This window comes from Streptomyces sp. (assembly GCF_019510245.1).
Classification (GTDB): Bacteria; Actinomycetota; Actinomycetes; order Streptomycetales; family Streptomycetaceae; genus Streptomyces.
In genome coordinates, this window is sequence record NZ_JAEKKT010000125.1 from 109,832 (window position 1) to 130,151 (window position 20,320).

16 protein-coding genes and 1 pseudogene are annotated in these 20,320 nt (G+C 71.1%); 9 read left to right on the forward strand and 8 right to left on the reverse strand.

Annotated elements, in window-relative coordinates; translation table 11 throughout:
- The first annotated feature begins 90 nt into the window (after window positions 1-90).
- The 4 genes from JF597_RS13985 to JF597_RS14000 all read left to right on the forward strand — a co-directional run bounded on the left by JF597_RS13985 (window position 91) and on the right by JF597_RS14000 (window position 4,484).
- Window positions 91-906 (forward strand): Tat pathway signal sequence domain protein, encoded by an 816-nt coding sequence (locus JF597_RS13985; protein ID WP_293993683.1) that lies wholly within the window; start codon window positions 91-93, stop codon window positions 904-906.
- A gap of 58 nt (window positions 907-964) precedes the next feature.
- Window positions 965-2,305 (forward strand): copper amine oxidase, encoded by a 1,341-nt coding sequence (locus JF597_RS13990; RefSeq protein ID WP_293993684.1) that lies wholly within the window; start codon window positions 965-967, stop codon window positions 2,303-2,305.
- A 102-nt stretch (window positions 2,306-2,407) separates the two neighbouring features.
- Window positions 2,408-3,649 carry an SAV2148 family HEPN domain-containing protein gene (locus JF597_RS13995; protein WP_293993686.1) on the forward strand — a complete coding sequence of 414 codons (1,242 nt, stop codon included), beginning with the start codon at window positions 2,408-2,410 and terminating at the stop codon, window positions 3,647-3,649.
- A 115-nt stretch (window positions 3,650-3,764) separates the two neighbouring features.
- A complete protein-coding gene (locus JF597_RS14000) occupies window positions 3,765-4,484 on the forward strand; it encodes a 3'-5' exonuclease (protein WP_293993688.1) in 720 nt (239 codons plus the stop codon).
- 102 nt (window positions 4,485-4,586) lie between these two features.
- On the opposite strand, the gene JF597_RS14005 is transcribed toward JF597_RS14000, so the two are convergent.
- Window positions 4,587-5,450 carry an aminoglycoside phosphotransferase family protein gene (locus tag JF597_RS14005; protein WP_293993689.1) on the reverse strand — a complete coding sequence of 288 codons (864 nt, stop codon included), beginning with the start codon at window positions 5,448-5,450 and terminating at the stop codon, window positions 4,587-4,589.
- A gap of 200 nt (window positions 5,451-5,650) precedes the next feature.
- Between JF597_RS14005 and JF597_RS14010 the strand changes: the two genes are divergently transcribed.
- From JF597_RS14010 to JF597_RS14020, 3 genes are read left to right on the forward strand one after another with little or no spacing between them, the layout of a single operon-like run.
- A complete protein-coding gene (locus JF597_RS14010; protein ID WP_293993719.1) occupies window positions 5,651-6,562 on the forward strand; it encodes a carbohydrate ABC transporter permease in 912 nt (303 codons plus the stop codon).
- On the forward strand, window positions 6,559-7,392 hold the full coding sequence (locus JF597_RS14015) for a carbohydrate ABC transporter permease (RefSeq protein WP_293993691.1): 834 nt from the start codon (window positions 6,559-6,561) through the stop codon (window positions 7,390-7,392). The genes JF597_RS14010 and JF597_RS14015 overlap by 4 nt, the downstream gene beginning before the upstream one ends.
- The gene (locus tag JF597_RS14020) at window positions 7,392-8,669 is read left to right on the forward strand and encodes a sugar ABC transporter substrate-binding protein (protein ID WP_293993693.1); all 1,278 of its coding nucleotides are present in this window, start codon (window positions 7,392-7,394) and stop codon (window positions 8,667-8,669) included. The genes JF597_RS14015 and JF597_RS14020 overlap by 1 nt, the downstream gene beginning before the upstream one ends.
- An 87-nt stretch (window positions 8,670-8,756) precedes the next feature.
- Here the strand turns inward: JF597_RS14020 and JF597_RS14025 are convergent, their stop codons facing one another.
- Window positions 8,757-11,000, reverse strand: a complete 2,244-nt coding sequence (locus tag JF597_RS14025) for an MMPL family transporter (protein ID WP_293993720.1) — start codon at window positions 10,998-11,000, stop codon at window positions 8,757-8,759.
- A 396-nt stretch (window positions 11,001-11,396) separates the two neighbouring features.
- Between JF597_RS14025 and JF597_RS14030 the strand changes: the two genes are divergently transcribed.
- Window positions 11,397-11,939, forward strand: coding sequence for a DUF1697 domain-containing protein (locus JF597_RS14030; RefSeq protein WP_293993694.1), 543 nt, complete (start codon window positions 11,397-11,399; stop codon window positions 11,937-11,939).
- Here JF597_RS14030 and JF597_RS14035 read toward each other — a convergent pair.
- Entirely contained in the window at window positions 11,914-12,786 is an 873-nt protein-coding gene (locus JF597_RS14035; protein WP_293993696.1) for a transglutaminase domain-containing protein, read from the reverse strand. The genes JF597_RS14030 and JF597_RS14035 overlap by 26 nt on opposite strands.
- Before the next feature lie 173 nt (window positions 12,787-12,959).
- Between JF597_RS14035 and JF597_RS14040 the strand changes: the two genes are divergently transcribed.
- Entirely contained in the window at window positions 12,960-15,611 is a 2,652-nt protein-coding gene (locus JF597_RS14040) for a right-handed parallel beta-helix repeat-containing protein (RefSeq protein ID WP_293993698.1), read from the forward strand.
- 142 nt (window positions 15,612-15,753) lie between these two features.
- Here JF597_RS14040 and JF597_RS14045 read toward each other — a convergent pair whose 3' ends face one another.
- The 5 genes and pseudogenes from JF597_RS14045 to JF597_RS14065 form a co-directional block, all read right to left on the reverse strand.
- The gene (locus JF597_RS14045) at window positions 15,754-16,494 is read right to left on the reverse strand and encodes a sirohydrochlorin chelatase (RefSeq protein WP_293993699.1); all 741 of its coding nucleotides are present in this window, start codon (window positions 16,492-16,494) and stop codon (window positions 15,754-15,756) included.
- A 5-nt stretch (window positions 16,495-16,499) separates the two neighbouring features.
- Entirely contained in the window at window positions 16,500-17,378 is an 879-nt protein-coding gene (locus JF597_RS14050) for an ABC transporter permease (protein WP_293993701.1), read from the reverse strand.
- Complete coding sequence (locus JF597_RS14055; protein WP_293993703.1) at window positions 17,365-18,150, reverse strand: ABC transporter ATP-binding protein; 786 nt, start codon at window positions 18,148-18,150, stop codon at window positions 17,365-17,367. The genes JF597_RS14050 and JF597_RS14055 overlap by 14 nt, the downstream gene beginning before the upstream one ends.
- Window positions 18,151-18,185: 35 nt before the next feature.
- Window positions 18,186-19,295: an aliphatic sulfonate ABC transporter substrate-binding protein gene (locus tag JF597_RS14060; protein WP_293993705.1), complete on the reverse strand. Its 1,110-nt coding sequence runs from the start codon at window positions 19,293-19,295 to the stop codon at window positions 18,186-18,188.
- 231 nt (window positions 19,296-19,526) lie between these two features.
- A pseudogene (locus JF597_RS14065) lies at window positions 19,527-20,320 on the reverse strand (hypothetical protein); the annotation flags it as partial.

Genomic DNA, 20,320 nt, shown 5'->3' on the forward strand with positions numbered 1-20,320 from the left:
CAGTGCACACAGCGGCCCATGTGGCGAAGTGTGCCGAACCAGTGGGGCAATCACGTACTTCCTGTGACCAAAGGGGAGTAGGGGGAAGATGTGCGCAAGATAGTGCACCGCCATCTGGGCAAGGTGGTGGCCGGTGCGGGACTGGCGGTGGCGGGGACCGCCGTGATGGTCGGGATCACCCTGCCGGGCACGGCAGGGGCGAACGAGTCGGGAGGGAGCGACGGGAACGGCGCGGTCACCGCGCAGCAGGCCGGCCAGGGACAGGACGCGGTCAAGCCGGGCGTGGTGGAACAGGCGCCGGCCGAGGGGAAGAACGGCACCGGCAGCGACCCGCTGACCGACGACGAGACCAGGCGTGTCGAACAACTCGCGCTGACCAAGCAGATGTTCAGCGCCGGGGAGAACGTCGAGGGCCGGCGCGGCCCGGAGCGGCTCAGCGTCGATCTCGCCGAGCCGGACGCGAACGAACTGGACAGCTCGAACGCGCCCCGCCGCGCGGACGTGACGTTCTACGACTACCGGGACGACACCCTGGTCACCCGGACCGTCAACCTCGACACCGGCAAGGTCGAGCAGACCACCAGCCGTACCGGCGTCCAGCCGCCGCTCAGCCACGACGAGAACGTCGAGGCGCTCAAGCTGCTCGTCGCCGACCCGCTGGGCGCCGGCCTGAAGGCGGACTACAAGGACGCCACCGGCACCGCGCTGACCGACCCGGAACAGCAGCTGCTGCTCAACAGCGCGGTCTACCGCGCCACTCCGGGGGCCCAGCCGGCCGCGCTCGACGCGTGCGGCGAACACCGCTGTGTGCGGCTCTTCCCGAAGGTCAAGAACGGGCCGTGGATCGACGCCAGGTCGCTCATCGTCGACCTGAGCGCGCGCAAGGTCGTGAAGCTCGGACGCTGAGCCGGCTCCGCCGTTCACCTTTCCACCCTGCATCTCCCGTACCAGGAGTCACTTCGTCATGCACGTGAACCTGCGCGCGAGCACGCGCGCGCCCAGAGTCCGCCATGCCCGCAGGACGGCCGCCGTGGGCCTGTCCGCGGTCGCGCTGGCCGCCGGCGCCACCACCGCGGCCGGACCCGCCGTCGCCCAGCCGAAGCGGGCCGCCGCGGCCGCCGCCGACTGCTCCGCGGCCTACCGCATCGAGCAGAAGCTCTCCACCGGCACCACCTGGCGGATGTGCTGGCGCTACGACAGCAAGGCCGGGCTGGTCCTGGAGCACATCTCCTACCAGCCCAAGGGCGAGGCCGCCCCCATCAAGGTGCTCTCCAGCGCCCGCCTCGCCCAGATCGACGTCCCCTACGACGACGGCAGCGTCGAGTACGACGACCTGACCGGCTTCGGCTTCGCCCAGGGCCTGGTGCCGCTCGCCTCGGCCGAGTGCCCCGGCGGCACCATCAAGACCGTCAAGGTCCCCGAGGCCTGGGACCCGGCCCACCCCGACGTCAACGGCCTGTGCACGACCACACGTTCGCGCGGCCACGCGTACCGGATGCAGGCCGACACCGGCAACCGGGTGTACCAGCAACAGGGCAAGGACCTGCTGATCTACACCGTCAACAAGGTCGGCTGGTACGAGTACATGACCGAGTGGCGGTTCCAGGACGACGGCACGATCAACATGAACGTCGGCGCCACCGGCAGCCTCTCGCCCGGTGACTACGACGCCGGGGACGGCCGTGGCTGGCCGATCGGCAAGGGCGCCCACGCCTATGCCACCAGCCACAGCCACAACGTGTTCTGGAAGCTGGACTTCGACCTCGACGGCTCCTCCAAGAGCCGTATCGAGCAGTACGACTCGGCGGTCAGCGCACCCACGCACGGCCAGGAAGCGCCCACCAACAAGACCACCCGCACCGACGTCACCAAGGAACTCGCCGGTGACGCCAAGAACATGCGCTGGTGGCGGGTGGTCAGCACGGCCGGCAAGAACAAGGACGGGCACGCACGGTCGTACGAGATCGTCCAGGGCGCCAGCAACAAGTACCCGGGCCACGCGTTCTCCTCGCACGACGTCTACTTCACCCAGTACGACAAGTGCGAGCAGTTCGCCAGCAACAACCCGGGCTGCGCGACCGGTCACCCCAAGACGGTCGACAAGTTCGTCAACGGGCAGACCCTCACCAACCCCGTGGTCTGGGTGAACGTCGGCTTCCACCACATCGCGCGCGACGAGGACCAGCAGCCGATGCCGGTCCACTGGCAGGGCTTCTCCATCGCCCCGCGGGACGTCACCGCTATGAACCCGCTCACGCCGGCCGCGCTCGCTGATCAGAACGGGCAGCCCGGAAACGGTAGTTGAGAAACGACCTGTCCATCCGGCTGCACCGCCGACCACTCCCGGAGTACCCTTCCTTGATCGTTGGCACAGGGAGAGCTCGGGGGAGCGGAAGGCGGTGCACGGGTGGGCTCGGGAGGCCTGGAGCTGCCCCCTGGTGACGAGGGTCACGAGGGGAACTCCACAGACGTCCCGCCCGGCGCGGTGTCCCTGGCCCGGCTGATGGACGCCACGGGTTCCATCGGGCCGGAGCTGGAGTGGGACGCCGACGCCTGGCTGGAGGTGCGTACGCGCGCCCAGCGGGCCGGCCGGGCCTACATCTGGCTGAACCTCGTCGAACAGCGGATGCGCGCCGTCGTGGCCGCCGTGCTGCGGCCCATCTACGAACCCGTCCACGGCGACGAGTGGGTGGTCGCCGCGGCCGGTCCGGCCGGCCAGGAGTGGGTCCAGCGGGCCGTCGCGGTCCGCGAGGTCAGCCGCCGCAAGGGCTACCTGCTCGACCCCGCCGACGACAACGTGCTCAGCTTCCTCACCCTGCCCCAGCTGCGCGAGCTGATGGTGCAGCACTGGCCCTGCTTCGAGCCGTACTTCGACGAGCGCCGGGACGTCGAACTCGCCCTGGACGAGCTGGAGGTGACCCGCAACGTCGTCTCCCGCAACCGGGCGCTGTCCGGCGCCGTCCTGGACCAGGCCGAACGCGCCTCCGCCCGGCTCCTGGAGATGCTCGGCGCGGGCGGCGACGTGCCGTCCGCGCGCCGGCTGCCGGTGGACGCGGTGGAGGACCTCGTCGGCGACCGCTACGCGGACGTCGTCGCCGTCCACCCCGACCGGGTCCGCCTCATGCGCCAGTTCCCGGCCGAGGACCTGTTCGGCGGCGCCCGCCGCCTGGACGCCATCGGCATCGGCCTCAACCTGCTCGTGCAGAACTTCTCCGGCCGCCGCCTGGTCCGCCTCGCCGAGACCGGCTGCCGGGTCCGCCTCCTCTTCCTCAACCCCGCCTCCAGCGCGGTCAAGCGCCGCGAACGCGAACTCGGGATGAAACGGGGCGAACTGGCCCGCTCGGTCGAGATGAACATCCTGCACATGCGCCGGGTCCGCTCCCGGCTGCGCGACCCGGGCGCCTTCGAGATCCAGGTGTACGACGACACCCCCCGCTTCTCCGCGTACCTGGTGGACGGCGACGGTGCCGACGGCGTCGGGATCATCCAGTCCTACCTGCGCGGGGCGCGCGGGATGGAGTCGCCGGTGCTGGTGCTCCGCAACAGCGGCAAGGTGGTCAAGTCGGACGACGTCGTGGAAACAGGACTCTTCCCGACGTACCGCGAGGAGTTCGAGACGGCTTGGGCGGATTCGCGCCCGGTGTCCTGACGCGCGTGCACGCACCGGACGGGCCGACAAGCGGAACGCGGTCGTCTGATTGTCAGTGGTGCATGCGAGGGTGGAGACCACTGGGGGAAAGCACCACCAAGAAGGGGGGCCGCCCATGGGCTGGCACCAGGAGCTCCTGATCGGCTTCGACCTGGAGACGACGGGTACGGATCCGCGCGAGGCACGGATCGTCACGGGGGCCGTGATCGAGGTCAGGGCCGGGCAGGAACTGGGCCGCCGCGAGTGGCTGGCGGATCCGGGCGTGGAGATCCCGGCCGACGCGGTGGCGGTGCACGGCATCAGCAACGAACGGGCGGCGGCGGAGGGCAGCCCCGCCGACCAGGTCGCCGACGCCCTCGCCGACGTCCTCACCGGCTACTGGAAGACCGGCGTCCCGGTCGTCGCCTACAACGCGACCTTCGACCTCACCCTGCTCTCCGCGGAGCTGCGCCGGCACGGACTCCCGTCGCTCTCCGACCGCCTCGGCGGCCTCGACCCGGCGCCGGTCGTCGATCCGTACACCATCGACCGCTGGGTCGACCGCTACCGCCGCGGCAAGCGGAACCTGGAGGCGGTCTGCGCCGAGTACGGCATCACCCTCGCCGCGGCCCACAACGCCTCGGCCGACGCCCTCGCCGCGGCGCGCCTGGCCGGTGCGATAGCCGAGCGCCACCCGAAGATCGCGGCGCTGGGTCCGGCGGAGCTGCACCGGCGCCAGGTGGAGTGGTACGCGGAGTGGGCGGCGGACTTCCAGCAGTTCTTGCGGCGCAAGGGAGAGGCCGACGCGGTGGTGGACGGGGCGTGGCCGTTGCGGGAGCTTGTCGACGCCGTCTGAGTGCTGGGCCGGTCAGGTGGTTCGTTTGCCGCAGGCCGGTGGGGACTGGTCGCGCAGTTCCTCCCCCAGCGCCCCGTCGGGGCGCTCCTCAGCGGCCGCTCCTCAGAAGGGGTACCACCGCACCGACTCGTCGCCCTCCCGTAGTGACGCCACCCGGCGTTCGAACTCGGCCAGGGCCTTGGGGTTGCTCGGGGCGTGCTGGGCGACCCATGCGCAGCTGGCCGTCTCCCGGGCGCCGCGCAGTACGCCGCACCCCTCCCACTCCCGTACGTCCCATCCGTAGGCCTCGGTGAACGAGTCGTACGCCTCGGCGGGCAGCCCGTAACGGTCCCGGGACAGTGCCATCACCACCAGGTCGTGCTCGCGCAGGTCCGAGGAGAAGGTCTCCAGGTCGACCAGGACCGGGCCGTCCGGGCCGACGTGCACATTGCGGGGCAGCGCGTCCCCGTGGATCGGCCCCGGCGGCAGACGCGGCGTCAGCGCGAGCGCGGCCGACGCGAAGCCGTCCCGGCGCTCGCGCAGATACGCCGCGTCGGCGGGGGCGATCGCGTCGCCGGCCAGCCGCAGCCAGCGCTCCACCCCGCCCAGCAGCTCGCGGGGCGGCAACGCGAAGGCAGGAGAGGGCAGTGCGTGCACGATCCGCAGCAGTTCGGCCAGATCCCGCGGCTCGGCCGGCCGCACCGGATCCGGCAGCCGGTGCCACACCGTCACCGGGTGGCCCTCGACGAGCAGCGCGTTCGGCTCGGCGGCCCGTACGGCCGGCACGTCCGCCGCCGCCAGCCATCCGGCGATCTCCAGCTCCCGGCGGGCCCGGCCGAGGAGTTCGGCGTCCCGGCCGACCTTCACCACCAGGTCCCCCGCGGCGAACACCGCGTTCTCGCCGAGCGCGAGCAGCGGGGCGCCGGCCGCCGCACCGGGCAGCACACCCGCCGCCGCCAGTACGTCCCGCGCCCTTGCCTCGTCCATGGTCCGCCTCCGTGTCCGTGCGCGAAGCCCGCGCACCCGTGGCTGTGCGGGTGCACACGGCGTCGTCTTCTCGCCATCCGCCGGTCAGTCTCGCATCCACGGAGGTCGGACGGTGTGCGCGATGCCTTGACGAGACAACCCGCCTTCACGACCATGTCCAGGCCCGACCGGGCCGCGCAAAGGGGGACGACGTGGCAGTGGTGACCGACGCGGCGAGTACGAGGCGGCCGGCCGCCGCACGTGTCACCGACCGCGGCGCCTGGTTCCTGGTCCTGCCCGCCCTGATCCCGATCCTCGTACTGAGCGTCGGCCCGCTGCTCTACGGGATCCTGCTGGCCTTCACCGACGCCCAGTCGGGCCGGACCGCGGCGACGCGGTGGATCGGCGGTCTCAACTTCCGGGACCTCGTGCACGACACGCTCTTCTGGGAGTCGTTCCGGATCGGCCTGGTCTGGGCCGTCGGCGTGACCGTGCCCCAGTTCCTGCTCGCCCTCGGCCTCGCCCTCCTCCTCGACCAGGAGTTACGGCTGCGCTGGCTGGCCCGCGCCCTCGCCATCGTCCCGTGGGCGATGCCCGAGGTCGTCGTCGGCATCATCTGGCGGCTCGTCTACAACCCGGACGCCGGCGTCCTCAACGAGACCCTGCACGACCTCGGCCTCGGTGCCGGCCGGGACTGGCTGAGCGGCCTCGCCACCGCCCTGCCCGCCGTGATCGTCGTCGGCGTGTGGGCCGGGATGCCGCAGACCACCGTCGCCCTGCTGGCCGGACTCCAGAACACCCCGCACGAACTGCACGAGGCGGCGGCCGTGGACGGCGCCGGCGCCTGGCGCCGTTTCCGCGCGGTCACCTGGCCCGCCCTGAGACCCGTCGCCCTGGCCGTCACCGCACTCAACCTGATCTGGAACTTCAACTCCTTCGCCCTGGTCTACGTCCTGACCAGCGGCGGGCCCGGCGGCAAGACCCGGCTGCCGATGCTCTTCGCCTACGAAGAGGCCTTCCGCTACGGCCAGTTCGGGTACGCGGCGGCGATGGGCTGTGTGATGGTCGCGGTGATCGCGGTGCTCCTGGCCGTCTTCCTGACGGGTCGGCTGCGGGGAGGCGAGGACGCGTGAGGACCCGGACCGCGGCCCGAGCCGGCCAGTACGCGGCCCTGCTGGCCTACCTCGTCTTCCTGGCCTTCCCGCTGCTGTGGCTGCTCTCCACCGCCTTCAAGTCCCCGCAGGAGCTCGGCAGTCTGCACCCCACCTGGATCCCCCGGCACCCCACCCTCGCCAACTTCCGCCAGGCCTTCGACGAACAGCCGCTGCTCCGCGCCGGTCTCAACTCCCTGCTCGCCGCGCTCGGCGCCGCGCTGATCGCCGTCCTCCTCGCCACCCCGACGGCGTACGTCATGGCCCGACGCCGTACTGCGCTGTCCCGGGCGGCCACCGGATGGGTGGTGGTCAGCCAGGCGTTCCCCTTCGTCCTCGTGATCATCCCGCTGTTCCTGGTGCTGAAGAACCTGCGGCTGATCGACTCCCTGGCCGGGCTGGTGATGGTGTACGTGGTGTGGGCGCTGCCGTTCGCGCTCTGGATGCTCGTCGGATACGTCCGCGCGGTGCCCGTCGAACTGGAGGAGGCGGCGGCCGTCGACGGGGCCGGGCGGCTGCGGACGCTGGTGTCGGTGACGGCGCCCCTGCTGATGCCCGGGATCGTGGCGACCGGACTGTTCGCCTTCGTCACCGCGTGGAACGAGTTCTTCTTCGCGCTGGTGCTGCTGAAGACACCGGAGAAACAGACGCTGCCGGTCGTCCTCACCCGCTTCATCGGCGCGGAGGGCGTCGCCGACCTGGGCCCGCTGGCGGCGGCCGCCTTCCTCGCCACCCTGCCCTCGCTGGTCGTCTTCGCGCTCGTCCAGCGGCGGATCACGGGCGGAATGCTCGCGGGGGCGGTGAAGAGCTGATGCGCACCAGGCTCACCACGGCAGTCGCCGTACTGCTCCTGCTCCTCGCGGGCTGCACCTCCTCACCCCGCACCGGCGGCCCGATCACGCTGCGGTTCCAGTCCCTGGCCTGGCAGAACGAGTCGGTCGCCGCCAACAAGGAGCTGGTGAAGGAGTGGAACGCCACGCATCGGGACGTCAAGGTCGAGTATGTCCAGGGCAGCTGGGACAGCGTGCACGACCAGCTGCTCACCTCCTTCGAGGGCGGTGAGGCCCCGGACATCATCCACGACGCCTCCGACGACCTCGCCGACTTCGCCTACGGCGGCTACCTCGCCGACCTGACCGGCCTGCTGTCCGCCCGGCTCAGGTCCGGCATACCGCAGCGCAGTTGGCAGGCGGCGACCTTCGGCAACGGCATCTACGGCGTGCCCTTCCTCCAGGAGCCGCGCGTGCTGATCGCCAACGCGACCTGGCTCAGGAAGGCCGGGGTGCGCATACCCACACCCGGGCACCCCTGGACCTGGGCCGAGTTCCGGCGGATCACCGAGCGGCTCAGCGGCGACGGCAGGTACGGCGTCGCCTGGCCGCTCAAGGAACCCGTCTCCGCCACGCTCAACCTGTCGCTGTCGGAGGGCGGCCGGCTCTTCCGGCGGGGGACCGACGGCAAGGTGACCGTGCGGTTCGGCGCCGCCGACCAGGTCGTGCCGCGCACCATCCACGACCAGGTCGACGTCGACCGCAGCGCGCCCGGCTCCACCCTGGGCAGCGGCGGTTCGGACACCCTGCCGGGCTTCTTCGCAGGCAAGTACGCGATGGTCCCGCTCGGCTTCTCCTACCGCCAGCAGATCGTCCAGCAGGCACCCAGGGGCTTCGACTGGGAGGTGCTGCCCGCCCCGGCCGGCGCCGACGGACTCGCCCAGGGTGTCAGCCCGCAGACCCTGTCCGTCGCCGCGGACTGCCCGCACAAGAAGGAGGCGGCCGAGTTCATCGACTTCCTGCTGCGGCCGGCGAACATGGTCCGGCTCGCCCTCGGCGACTGGATGCTGCCCACCTGCACCCGGGCCCTGGCGTACCGCGCCCTGCACACCGCGAAGTACGGCTGGGCCACCGGCACCGCCCTGGCCGAGCACCTCAGCCCGGCCCCCGCCCAGACGGTCCGCGGCTACCCCGAGTGGAAGGACAAGGTGGCCACACCGGCCCTCCAGGAGTACTACAGCGGCGCCATCGGCCTCGGTGAACTCCGCCACCGCCTGGAGCGGGACGGCAACCTGGTGCTGGCCCGCTACCAGCGGTGAGGTCCACAGGGGACAGGGCCCGTCGGCTCCCCCGGAGACCCACGGACCCTGTGCCTGACGGCGTTGCTGCGCGTGCCGCCGCGCGGCTCAGACCGGCAGCCGCTCCTGCTCGCCCCGCGTCACCGGCGCCCCGGCCTCCGGCGACTCGTCGTGGGTCAGGTCCGGCAGCCACCGCAGCCAGCTGGGCAGGTACCAGTTGCGCTCGCCGAGCAGGGCCATCACCGCCGGGAGCAGCACGCCCCGGATCACCGTCGCGTCGATGAGGACCGCGGCCGCCAGGCCCACGCCCATCTGCTTCATGGACTGCATGGACAGCGTGCCGAAGATGGCGAAAACGGCGACCATGATGACGGCGGCGCTGGTGACGACCCCGGCCGTGGTGACCACCCCGTGCTGGATCGCCTCCCTGGTGGACCGGCCGCGCAGCCGGGCCTCGCGGATCCGGGAGACCACGAACACGTGGTAGTCCATGGACAGGCCGAACAGGATCACGAAGAGGAACAGCGGCAGCCAGGTGACGATCGCGCCGACGCCCTCCGCGCCCACCAGCGAGGCGCCCCAGCCGTGCTGGAAGACGGCGACGAGGATGCCGTAGGCGGCGCCCACCGAGAGCAGGTTGAGCAGGATCGAGGTGACCGCGACCGTCAGCGAGCGGAACGAGAGCAGCATGAGGAGGAAGGCGAAGACGACCACGAAGGCGAAGACCGGGACGACCGAGCCGAGCAGCTGGTCGTTGAAGTCCTGGTTGCCCGCGACGTTTCCGGTGATCGGCGCCTGCACGCCGGCGACCTTGCCGAGGGTGGCCGGCCGTACCTCGTCGCGCAGCTTCTGCAGGCTCTTGCCGGCCTTGTCCAGGTCGGAGCCGCCGACCAGCGGCACGGTGATCAGGGCCACGTTCTGGGCGTCGTGCAGCTTGATGTCGACGGGGCCGCGCGAGGCGCCCGAGCTGATCGCCCGCTCCTTGAAGTCGGTCAGCGCCTGCCTGACCTCGGGGGAGTTGATGTCCTTCGCCCTGACGACCACCTCGGCGGGCTCCGAGCCGCCCGGGAAGGCCTGGTTGACGCGGTCGTAGGTCTGCACGATCGGCAGCGAGTTCCCGAACTCCTGGTCCAGGGTGAGCTGCGAGGTCTTCATGCCGAGGGCGGGAGCGGCGACCGCGAGCAGCGCGCCCACCGCGACGAGCACGGAGACCAGTGGCCTGGCGAGGACGCCCCGCAGCACGGCCGTCCAGAAGCGGCTCTCGGACGGCCCGTGGGCCCGCTTGCGGCGGCGCAGGAACGGTATACGACCCTTCTCCACCCGGTGGCCCAGCAGGGAGAGCAGCGCGGGCAGCACGGTCACGGAGCCGACCATGGCGACCGCGACGACCATCAGGGAGGCCAGGCCCATCGCCTCGAACTCGGCGAGCCCGGTGAACAGCATGCCCGCCATCGCCACGCACACCGTGACACCGGAGACGATGATCGCCCGGCCGCTGGTGGCGGCCGCGATCCGGAGCGCCGCGCCCGCGTCCCGGCCGGCCTCCCGCTCCTCGCGCTCCCGGCGCAGGTAGAACAGGCAGTAGTCGACGCCGACCGCCATGCCGACCAGCAGCATCACGGAGTTGGCGGTGTCGCTCATCGGCTGCAGGTGGCTGACCAGGCCCATCAGGCCCATCGTCGCCATGATCGCGGTGATCGCCAGGCCCACCGGCAGCAGGGCCGCCACCAGCGCGCCGAACGCGATCAGCAGGATGCCGAAGGCCACCGGCACGGCGGAGTACTCGGCCCGCTGGAAGTCCTTGCCGAAGGCGTCGTCGTACTGCTTGTTCATGCTGGCGCCGCCGATCTCCTCGATCCGTAGCGTGCCGTGCGCCTTCTGCACCCCGGCCACCGCGTCGAGCACCGGCTCCACCCGGTCGCCCGCGGTCTCGGAGTCGCCGCGCATGTCGAACTGGACCAGCGCGCTGCGGCCGTCCTTCGAGATCGTCCCGGTGACGTACGGCGAGGTGACGTCCGTGACCTTGCCGGTGCCGTCGACGGCCTTCACGACGTCCGTGACGGCGGCCTTGAAGGCGGCGTCCGTGGCCTTGACCGACGGTTCCTTGGACTGGATCAGGACGGTCTCGCTCGCCGGTTCCCTGATGCCCGCGTCGTCGATGATCTTCGCCGCGGTGTGGGTCTCGCCCTTGAGCTGGTCGCTCTCGTCGACGTCGACCCGGCCGGCCGCCGAGCCGAGCCCCATCGCCAGGACGACGAACAGCACCCATATGCCCAATGCGGCCCAGCGGTGCCGGGCGCTCCAGCCCCCGGCCCGGGCCGCCAGCCCCCGCACCCGCGTTCCGTTCCCCATGACCGGATCCATGACGGGTATGCCCCCCTCGTGTGCGGTGACGGCCCCGGCCGCCACGTTCTTCTTCACGACTTCCTTCGTTCGATTCGAAGGTATGGGCCGGACAAGACCGACTCCTCGTGCTGCCCGGTGAACTCCTGCGGCCGTCCCTCGTCGCCCGGGAGGATGTCGGGCCCTTACATCTATCCACCCATCTCGGGGGTGATGATCAGGGACGTCCCTTCCGACGCCGTGGATCCTCTTTGTGATTACGAAACCTTGTTGAACAAGTCACAGGTGCGTGTAGGAGTTGATCCGGACCGGTCCGATCGGCCAGAGTTTCGGGCAGCCCGGCCTGCCCGGCACGGCCGTCGTGCCGGCCCCCACGAGGCACGACGGCCGTTCTAAGGTGTTCGAATGACGACGTATGCGGCGCTGCTGCGCGGGATCAACGTGGGCGGCAAGAAGAAGCTTGCGATGGCCGACCTGCGCGGACTGATGTCCGGGCTCGGGTACGACTCCGTCCAGACCTATCTGCAGAGCGGGCAGGCCGTCTTCGCCTCCGGCCACGGGGACGCGGAGTCCCTGGCCGCGGAACTGGCCGGGGCGATCGAGGAGCGGTTCGGCTTCTGCGTCGACGTGCTCGTCCGCGACCACGCCTACCTGAAGGCGATCGCCGAGGCCTGCCCGTTCCCGGCCGCCGAACTGGAGGCCAGGCAGCTGCACGTCACCTACCTCTCCGAGCCGGTCACCCCCGAGCGCTACGCGGACATCGACCCGGCCGTCCACCTCCCGGAGGAGTTCCGCCTGGGCGACCGTGTGCTGTACCTGTACGCCCCGGACGGCCTCGGCCGCTCCAGGCTGGCGGAGGTGCTGTCCCGGCCCCGGATGAACAAGGGGCTGATCGCCACGACCCGGAACTGGAACACGGTCGTCAAGCTGGTGGAGCTGACAGCCTGACCTTCCGGATTCCGTCATAGGTGGTGTACGAGGTGATCTCCTCCGGTACGGCCAGCCGGGGATCCTCGAACAGCCGCCGCAACGCGCCCTCGTCGGCGGTCGTGGCGACGGTGTCGACCAGGGCTAGCTCGGCCTCGGTGAGGGACGCGTCGTCGGCAAGCTCGGGCCCCCACTCGTCCCAGGGCAGTACCTCGACGCCGCCCAGGGCGGCCAGATCGCGGCGCACATCGGCGCGCACGAACCACAGGCCCGTGTACGACAGTCCCGCACTCCCGAGGCCCCGCACCCCGAACGTCCGCGGATCGGCGGACCCGTCCCGGCACATCCGCCATGCCTGCGGGGCCACGAGGAAGCGGTCACGCGGCACGTCCAGCGGATCGAACGTCATGTCGTACCCGTGGTGGACCTGCGGGTCGGCGAGCCTGACGGCGCCGTCCTCCGCCAGGTACTCGACGACCCAGTGGTCGTCGTGGAAGCCGTCCTCGCCGAAGTACGTGGCGAAGCCGCAGCGCAGCCGGGCCGGTGTCCCCGTCGCCCGCAGCAGCGAGCAGTGCAGCAGCGCGAAGTCCCGGCAGGTGCCGACGAACCGCTCCTCGGGCGTCCGTGGTTCGGTCAGCGGCCGGTCCGAGCGCTCCCGGAGAACGCGCAGCATTTCGGTGACGTACCGGGACTCGGCGTCGTCCCGCAGCCGCTGTTCGGGGATGTCGTAGCCGAACCGCCCGCCCTCGCCCCGGTGGACGACCGCATCCCTGACGATCCCGGCGAGCCGGCCCGGGTCGTCCGGGAGCCCCCGCAGGTCAAGGCTCCCGGGATCGCTGTAGGGCGTCTGCTTGAGGTAGTTGTCCATGGCCGGACCCTCGGCTCTGTCCCAGGGGCAAGGTCAAGAGGCAAACCGATCCGATGAATCAAGGGAATTGTTCGGATCGCTGAGCGCAATCCCGTCTTCTTCATTGACTCGGGCATCCAAATGCTCCTACCTTTCCCGGCGTTGGGTACAGGCTGATCCCACGGGAGGGGTACATGCCCACGCACCGCAGAGCCGCCCTCGTCACCCTCGCCGCCGCCGTTCTCGCCCTCGGAACCCCGGGCCTCGCCACCCCGGCCCCGGCGGTCGGGGCCACGGCCTCCTCCGACGTCTACGTCTCACCCACCGGCGACGACCACGCCGACGGCACCGCCCGCCACCCCGTCCGCACCCTCGACCGCGCCCGCGACCTGGTCCGGGCCAGGGTCGCCCACCTGCGCGCCGACCTGACCGTCCACCTGGCCCCGGGCACCTACCGCCGCACCGGGCCCCTCGTCCTCGACGCCCGGGACTCCGGCGGCAACGGCCACAAGGTCATCTGGCAGGGCGCCGGCGACGGCACCCTGGTCAGCGGCGGACGCCGGGTGACCGGCTGGCAGCGGGTGCCGGGCCGCGCCGGGCTGTGGTCCGCGCCGGCGCCCCGAGGGCTGCGCGACACACGGCAGTTGTACGTCGACGGGGTGCGGGCGCAGCGGGCCCGCGGAGCCGTTCCGGTGACGCTCACCCAGACCGGCACCGGCTACACCGCCTCCTCCGACACGATCGCCCACTGGAAGCACCCCGCCGACGCCGAGTTCGTGTACACGAGCGGCGAGGCCCTCTGGAACGTGGAGCGCAACGGACTGGGTCAGTGGACCGAGCCGCGCTGCCGTGTCGCCGCCGCCGAGGGCACCACGATCACCATGACGCAGCCCTGCTGGGACAACTCCAACAAGCGGGTCGAGTTCCCCGACATCCCCGGCCGCACGGTCAGCATGGTCGGCCCGGGCAGACTTACCAACGGCGGGAAGCCGTCGTACGTCGAGAACGCCTACGAACTGCTCGACCAGCCCGGCGAGTGGTACCTCGACCGGAGCGCGCACCGGGTCTACTACCTGCCGCGCAGGGGCGAACACCTGGCCGGTGCCGACGTCGAGGCCGCCGCGGCCGAGGAACTCGTCGAGGGGAGGGGCACGGCGGACGCGCCCGTGCACGACATCGCCTTCCGCGGCATCGAGTTCGGGTACGCCACCTGGCTGACCCCGTCCACGCCCGAGGGCTTCTCCGAGATCCAGGCCGGCTACACCATCACCGGGGAGGAGGGCTGGGCCACCCAGGGACTGTGCCAGTACGTGGCGGGCGGTACCTGCCCGTTCGCCTCCTGGACGAAGATGACGGGCAACGTGACGTTCGCGTACGGGCGGCGCATCGAGTTCGCCGACGACGTCTTCGCCCATCTCGGCGCGTCCGGGCTGGAGCTGGGGGCGGGATCGACGGACTCCACCGTGAACGGGAGCGTGTTCACCGACATCTCGGGGAACGGCGTGGAGATCGGAGGAGTGGACGGGCAGACCCCGGCCTCCGGCGTCCAGGTGACCGACAACCACCTCTACGGGCTGCCCCGCGAGTACCACGGCGGGGTCGCGATCCTGAACGGCTACACCGAGCACGACACCATCGCCCACAACCAGATCGACCACGTCGGCTACTCGGCCGTCTCCATGGGCTGGGGCGGCTGGCCCGACAAGATCGGCGACCCGGCCACCCCGAACCCCAGCCACGACAACGCCGTACGGAACAACCTGATCTTCGACTACATGCAGATGCTCGACGACGGCGGTGGCGTCTACACCCAGGGCCTCACCGGCACCTCCATGACGGACGGCGAGAAGGTCACCGGGAACGTCGTCCACGGCCAGTGGGGCCTGGGCAAGAGCGTCTACACCGACAACGGCTGCACCTACGAGACCGTCGAGGGCAACGTCCTCTACAACGCCTCCTACGCCAACGTGGCCTCCCGGCACACCGACTACCGCGACGCCCTCGGCAACAACGACCCGACCCTGGTCAAGGACAACTGGTGGGAGGAGGGCACGGCCGACGGGGACAACAAGGGACTGGTCACGACCGGCAACACGATCATGACGGGCCTCTCCGACGTTCCGTCGGACGTGGTCGAGAACGCCGGACTCGAGCCCGCCTACCGGGACCTCCTCGACCGCCGGATCGGCGCCCCCTCCGTCCCCGAGGCGCCCTCCCGGGTCGGGACCGCCACGGCCGGTGCCGACGCGCTGTGGGTCACCTTCAACCCGGCCTTCGTGGACAACGGTTCACCGGTGACCGGCTACACGGCCCGGGCCTACGACGCGACGGGCCGCCAGGTCGGCGAACAGAGCGTCTCCGCAGCCGAGTTCGAACGGACCGCCCTGGTCCGCCTCGGTGTCTCCGCAGGCCCCGTCACCGTGACGGTCACCGCCGGCAACGCGCACGGCGAGAGCGCCCCCTCGCTTGCCTCGGCACCGCTGGCCCCGACCGCCGCGACCACGCTGTCCGCCGCCCCGACCGCTCCCAGGCTCCGCACGGCGGCCACCGCGGCCACCCTCGCCTGGACCCCGCCGACCGACACCGGCGACGCCAGGGTGACCGGCTACCGGGTGACCGTCTCCGACGGCCGTACCCCGATCGACGTCACCGGACGGGACGTACTGGTCACCCAGCCTTCGGCCAAGGGCATGTTCCGGGTGATCGGAGGACTGGAGCCCGGCACGGCCTACACCGTGACCGTCGCCGCGGTGACCGCGGCCGGCGTAGGGCCCGCGGCGACGGTCACCGCGACCACCCGGTCAACTGCCCAACAAGGGCGAGCCGTTGGGCAACCGAACCGGTAAAACCCCCGGTGTGACACCTTCGCCGCGTCAGACGCTGAAGGTAAGAGCCGGTCACGGCAGGAAGCCTCGCGAGAGCCCTGCCGTGGGCCGGCCGTTCGCGGTCCGACGCCACAGGGGAGCGCCGGACCGCGGACACACCCGTTCAGGCTCCCATGGCCGCCAGGGCCGGGGTGCGCGCCGCGTCGTACCGCTCCAGCAGCACCCGCGCCACCTCCGGCGCCGGGCCGAGCACCTCGGCCAGCACGTCCGCCTCCGCCGCGCCCCGGGCGATCCGGTCGGGCAGGAAACCGGGGGCGAGGACGTACGGGGCCACCGCGACCCGGGCGCAGCCCAGCTCCCGGAGTTCGCGTACCGCGTCCTCGGTGCGGGGCAGGGACGCCGAGGCGAACGCGGGCCGCACGGCGCACCAGCCGGTCTCCCGCCACTCCCGCGCGATACGTGCGATCACCGCGATCGCCTCCGGGTCGGAGGACCCCGCCGAGGCCAGCACGACCCCGGTCGAGGACTTGTCGGCGGCGGTCAGCCCCGCCTCGTGCAGCCGCCGCTCCAGGGCCGTCAGGAGCAGTGGCGACGGGCCCAGCACCTCCGCCTGCCGGATCCGCAGCCGGGGCGGCGCGTCCCGCAGTACCGCCGGGATGTCCGCCTTCGCGTGGAAGGCGCGGGTCAGCAGCAACGGCAGGGCCACGACGTCGCGGACGCCCTCCGCCGCCAGGGACTCCAGCACGCCGTGCACGGACGGGATGTTGAAGTCCAGGAAGCCCGTCTCCACGCGCAGGCCGGGCCGCAGTGACCGTACCCGGCGCACCAGGGCGTGGACGGTCGCTGCGTGCCGCGGATCGCGGCTGCCGTGGGCGATGACGAGGAGAACGGGCTTCGTACGCATGGACCTCAGCTCTTCACCAGCAGGCCGCGGCTGCGCAGCACCCACCGCTCCAGCGGACTGAAGATCAGCAGGTCGATCGCGATGCCGACGAACAGGATCAGGATGATGGCCTCGAACACCATCGCCATGTCGCTGGCGGTGCGCGCGTTCTCCAGGAGCTGGCCGAGGCCCACGCCGAGGTCCGGGAAGCTCGCGATGATCTCCGCCGCCATCAGCGAGCGCCAGGAGAACGCCCAGCCCTGCTTGAGACCGGCCACGTAGCCGGGCATGGCGGCCGGCAGCACGACGTGCCAGATGCCCTTGACGCCCGTGGCACCCATGGTGCGTCCGGCCCGCAGGAACAGCGGCGGCACCTGGTCGACGCCGGACACCAGGCCGTTGGCGATGGACGGGACCGCGCCGAGCAGGATCACGGCGTACATCATCGAGTTGTTCAGGCCCAGCCAGATCACGGCCGGCGGCACCCACGCCACCGACGGCAGCGACTGGAGGCCGGACAGGATCGGGCCGATCGCCGCGCGCACGAACTTCACCCGCGCCACCAGCAGCCCCAACGGGGTGCCGATGACGAGAGCGAAGAGGAAGCCGAGCAGGCCGCGGCTGACGCTGGTCCAGATGTAGCCGAGCAGGTCCCCCTTGAGCCAGGCGTCCTTGAACGCGTCGCCGACCGCCGTCGGCGAGGGCAGCTTGGACGGGTCGTCGACGACCGGGACGAGCAGCGTCCAGACCACGAGGACCACGGCGAGCGCGATGATCGGGGGCAGGATCTTGGCGGTGAAGGTCTGGCGCAGGGACGGCCGGCCGGTGGCCGTGGTCTCCAGCGCGTCCAGACCCGCCTCCACGCTCCCGGAGTCCTGGGAGGCTGTCGTGTCAGTGCTGGCCATGACGGCGGATCTCCCCACGCAGTACATCGGTGATCTGAAGGGACAGTTCGGCCACCGGCGCGTCCTCGATGCGGCGCGGCTGCGGGATGCCGACCTCCCACTCGCGGGCGATCCGGCCCGGCCGGGACGACAGCAGGACCACCCGCTGGGCGAGCCGTACCGCCTCGCGCACGTTGTGCGTGACGAACAGGACGGAGAGCCCGGTCTCCTCCCAGATCCGGGTCAGCTCGTCGTGGAGCACGTCCCGGGTGATGGCGTCCAGGGCCGAGAACGGCTCGTCCATCAGCAGGAGTCTGCTCTCCTGGGCGAGCGCGCGGGCCAGGGCCGCCCGCTGGCGCATACCGCCGGACAGCTCGTGGACGCGCTTGCCGTACGCGCCCTTCAGCCGGACCAGTTCGAGCAGCTGCTCGGCCTTGTCCCGGCGGTCGTTCTTGGCGACCCCCCTGAGCTTCAGGGCGAGTTCGATGTTCTTGCCCGCGGTCAGCCACGGGAAGAGGGCGTGCTCCTGGAACATCAGGGCGGGCCGCCCGTCCGTCGCGATGGAGCCCGCGGTGGGCCGGTCCAGCCCCGCCACCAGGTTCAGCAGCGTGGACTTGCCACAGCCCGAGGCTCCCAGGAGGGTGACGAACTCGCCCGGCGCGACATCGAGGGTGATGTCGTCCAGGACGAGCTGCTGCCCGCCCGGAGTCGCGAAGGACTTCGAGACATGCTCAAGGCGTGCCGCGTACTCGACCGACTCGTCGGCCTTGGCGAGTGTCGTGGTCGTGGCCATGGTCGTCACCTCCTGGGATCTCGTCGGGACCGGCGTCAGCTGCTGCCGAGACCGGCCGCGTCGACCGGGCTCTGGCCGTCGGCCTTCAGCACCTTGTTGAGGATCGTCAGGTCGTAGATGTTCTTGAGCAGCGGGTCGGTGAGCAGACCGGCCTTGACGGCGTGCTGGGCCTCGGTGTTGAGGGTGGAGGCCAGCGGGTCGTCGGTGAACTTGACGGACGACCAGGCCGAGTTCAGGACGTCGTCGGGCAGCGCCTTGCCGGAGTCGATCGCCAGCTGCTTGTTGGCCGAGGTCTTGGCCGCGTCCGGGTTGGCGTTGATCCACTTGTTGGTCTCGACCGAGCCCTTGAGGACCGCCTCGACGACCTTCGGGTGCTCCTTGAGGAACTTCTGCGACACGATGATGTTCGTGATCACGAACTTCTTGTCGGGCCACAGCGTGGACTCGTCGAGCAGCACCTTGCCGCCCTCGGCGACCAGCTTGGACGCGGTCGGCTCCGGCACCCAGGCGCCGTCGATGGAGCCCGCCTTGTAGGCGTCCGGGGTGATCTTGTTGTCGGTGCGGACGACCGTGACGTCACCCTTGCCGCTCTGCGCGTCGACCTTCCACCCCTGGTCGGCGATCCAGTTGAGGAACGCCACGTCCTGCGTGTTGCCCAGCTGCGGGGTCGCGATCTTCTTGCCCTTGACGTCCGCCAGCGTCTTGATCTTCTTCGGGTTGACGACCAGCTTCACGCCGCCGGACGCCGAACCGCCGATGATCCTCAGGTCGGTGCCGTTGGACTTGGTGTAGCCGTTGATCGCCGGGGAGGGGCCGATCCAGCCGATGTCGATGGAGCCGGAGTTGAGCGCCTCGATCTCGGAGGGGCCCGCGTTGAAGATCGCGTACTTGGCCTTGGTGGCGCCGAGCTCCTTCTGGAAGAAGCCCTTCTGGTTGCCGACCAGTGCGGTCGCGTGGGTCAGGTTGCCGAAGTAGCCGATCTTGACGGTGTCGAGACCGTCGATCTTCTTGGCCCCGGCGGCGACCTTGGTCGTGTCGCTCTTGTCGGAGTCCGACCCGTACCCGCAGGCGGCGAGCGTGAGCAGGGGGAGTGCGGCGAGCGCGGCTATGCCGCGGCGAAGGAGCGTGGAGCGGTTGGCAGGCACGGGAGGCTTTCCTCTCGTTGGCCCGGCGGTCACGGTCTCTCAGGTCGTGGCCGGGAGGTCGGCAGGTCTTCGTCGCATCCGGGACGTCGGGTGGGGGGCCAGGGCGCGCAGGCAGTGCGCGTACGTCATCGCGCACATCGCGCCACCCCGCCCTGCCCGCTCCCGAGGGCGCCGCTGCCGACGCGGCCGCCCTCCTTCGCGAACGTCGAGTAGACGTCGGTCATCGTCATGTCAGAAGTCCCAGCCGTCGTCTTCGGACTCGTCCTTGACCGGCTCGGGGGAGGCGAACGACTCGCCGACCATGCCCGCGGTGAGCGTGGTGCCGTCGGCGGGGTCGATCAGGATGAACGAGCCGGTGCGGCGCGAGTCGGCGTAGGAGTCGACCGGCAGCGGCTCGGCGGTACGGATCTTCACCCGGCCGATGTCGTTGGCGACGAGCTGTCCCGGGTGCGGGTGCAGGGACAGGTCGTCGAGCGTGAGCCGGGACGGGATGTCCTTGACGACCGCCTTGACCGTGCGGGTGCCGTGCTTGAGCAGCACCCGGTGGCCGACGGTCAGCGGCTGGTCGGCCACGTGGCAGACGGTCGCCTCGACGTCCTGGGTGGTCGCCGGGGCGTCCTGCGTCGGCACGATCAGGTCGCCGCGGGAGACGTCGATGTCGTCCGTGAGCAGGAGGGTCACCGACTGGGTGGTCCAGGCCGTGTCGACCGGCTTGCCGAGCAGGTCGATGCCGGAGATCGTCGTGGTGCGGCCGGACGGCAGGACGGTGACCGCCTCGCCGACGTGGAAGGTGCCGGCCGCGATCTGCCCGGCGTAGCCCCGGTAGTCCGGGTGCTCGGCGGTCTGCGGGCGGATCACGTACTGCACGGGCAGCCGGGCGTGGCAGTGCGCCAGGTCGTGGCTGACCGGGACGCTCTCCAGGTGCTCCAGGACGGTCGGGCCGCCGTACCAGTCCATGTGCGCGGACGGTTCCACGACGTTGTCGCCGACGAGCGCCGAGATCGGGATCGCGGTGACCTCCGGGA

Bases quoted from the DNA above. Each gene is read 5' to 3' on its own strand.
- JF597_RS14030 (WP_293993694.1), top strand. From the start codon at position 11,397: ATGACGACGTATGCGGCGCTGCTGCGCGGGATCAACGTGGGCGGCAAG.
- JF597_RS14000 (WP_293993688.1), top strand. From the start codon at position 3,765: ATGGGCTGGCACCAGGAGCTCCTGATCGGCTTCGACCTGGAGACGACG.
- JF597_RS14055 (WP_293993703.1), bottom strand. From the start codon at position 18,150: ATGGCCACGACCACGACACTCGCCAAGGCCGACGAGTCGGTCGAGTAC.
- JF597_RS14050 (WP_293993701.1), bottom strand. From the start codon at position 17,378: ATGGCCAGCACTGACACGACAGCCTCCCAGGACTCCGGGAGCGTGGAG.
- JF597_RS14025 (WP_293993720.1), bottom strand. From the start codon at position 11,000: ATGGGGAACGGAACGCGGGTGCGGGGGCTGGCGGCCCGGGCCGGGGGC.
- JF597_RS14020 (WP_293993693.1), top strand. From the start codon at position 7,392: ATGCGCACCAGGCTCACCACGGCAGTCGCCGTACTGCTCCTGCTCCTC.
- JF597_RS14045 (WP_293993699.1), bottom strand. From the start codon at position 16,494: ATGCGTACGAAGCCCGTTCTCCTCGTCATCGCCCACGGCAGCCGCGAT.
- JF597_RS14040 (WP_293993698.1), top strand. From the start codon at position 12,960: ATGCCCACGCACCGCAGAGCCGCCCTCGTCACCCTCGCCGCCGCCGTT.
- JF597_RS14035 (WP_293993696.1), bottom strand. From the start codon at position 12,786: ATGGACAACTACCTCAAGCAGACGCCCTACAGCGATCCCGGGAGCCTT.
- JF597_RS14005 (WP_293993689.1), bottom strand. From the start codon at position 5,450: ATGGACGAGGCAAGGGCGCGGGACGTACTGGCGGCGGCGGGTGTGCTG.
- JF597_RS13990 (WP_293993684.1), top strand. From the start codon at position 965: ATGCACGTGAACCTGCGCGCGAGCACGCGCGCGCCCAGAGTCCGCCAT.